Raw genomic sequence first — 1,194 nt, 5'->3', positions numbered from 1 at the left:
TGCCTGTATCGGTCGCGAACAGAACCATCTTGCCTCCTGACCGTGCCGCGTACTCCCACTGTGCCTCGGTTGGGAGTGTGAGCTTACGACCCGACCCCTTCCCAGCCCACGTGCAGAAGTCCAGGGCATCCTGCCACTTCACTCCGGCAGCGGCCTTGGGATCGGCACGATAAAGCGTCGAGTCAATCTTCGAAGTACCCACCCTCGGGCGGCCAGTAGCGTCCGTGAAAGCATCAAAATCCTCAATCGACACTTTGTGGGCCATGATCGAAAAGCCGTCCAGCGTGATCTTTCGAAGCACGTCATCGTTCATGGCTCCGCTGTAGGGCAGTTTGTCCTCGTTGTGCACGGGGCCAAAATCACCCATGAGGAACGAGCCTCCCTTGATCGGTACCAGGTCAGATACGACCTTTTGTTGCGTAGCTGTACCGGGGCCGCGCTTCGCTTCGGACGGGGAATCTTCCGCCTTGGCACATGCAGATGTAGTGAGTAACAGAATGGCTAATAGAGCTGCAGTCCGGGGCGAGAGTGTGGACATCAGGGACTTCCTTGGCCGAATGATCCATGCTATCGCGCTCGCCCAGCCAGTGCATCCCGATCGAGCGGAGTGCACAATCACGTGGGCCCGTCGGTGGCGACACTGGCCGCCCAGTAGTCGCATGGCATGTCATGCTCGCCAACGCTGCGGGAAAGGGAGATTGGATGTATACCGGATGGATGCGCGATTTTCCCGTGGGACGTCCACTTTCTCCCCAGGAGAGTGCATCGCGTTTCAATGTACATGCCGCTCAATCCGTGGCGCCCGCCGAACACGCCTGCCTGGTACGCTTCAATTCGACCTGCATCGAGCTGATCGATCGCCGCTTCCGTCTGCGGGGAATGGTGTCGACCACGGTAGTCCTGCTTGGCACGCTGGGGCTGTTCCTGCTCGGCTTCTTCCTGCTCTTCACTCTGGTCTTCCCCAACCTGGAGGGGGACATATGGGACTGGGTGATGTACGGCATGGTGGGCGCTTGCGTGGTCGGCGCCCCCGCACTGTTCTGGCATATCACCCTCCGATACGAGTTCTTCACCTACGTCTGGTACCCGACGAGATTCAACCGGCGCAACCGGAAGGTCTACTTCTTCATGGGCGGGAAGGAGGGCGCGGTGTCCGTCCCATGGGATGAGGCCGTCTTCTACATCGGGCAAGGA

2 protein-coding genes are annotated in these 1,194 nt (G+C 59.6%); one reads left to right on the top strand and one right to left on the bottom strand.

Translation table 11 applies throughout. The features are described 5' to 3' along the window. Positions 1-538, bottom strand: a 538-nt coding sequence (locus tag ACFQ6N_RS40165) for a formylglycine-generating enzyme family protein (protein WP_380659111.1), incomplete at its 3' end; no start/stop codon positions are given. A 131-nt stretch (positions 539-669) separates the two neighbouring features. Between ACFQ6N_RS40165 and ACFQ6N_RS40160 the strand changes: the two genes are divergently transcribed. Then, positions 670-1,194: hypothetical protein (locus tag ACFQ6N_RS40160; protein ID WP_380659110.1), on the top strand; the 525-nt coding region annotated here is incomplete at its 3' end.

The organism is Kitasatospora sp. NPDC056446, assembly GCF_042796115.1.
Lineage (GTDB): Bacteria > Actinomycetota > Actinomycetes > Streptomycetales > Streptomycetaceae > Kitasatospora.
Note: the sequence above shows the minus strand (reverse complement) of the source record. Positions and strands in the feature narration are given on the sequence as shown.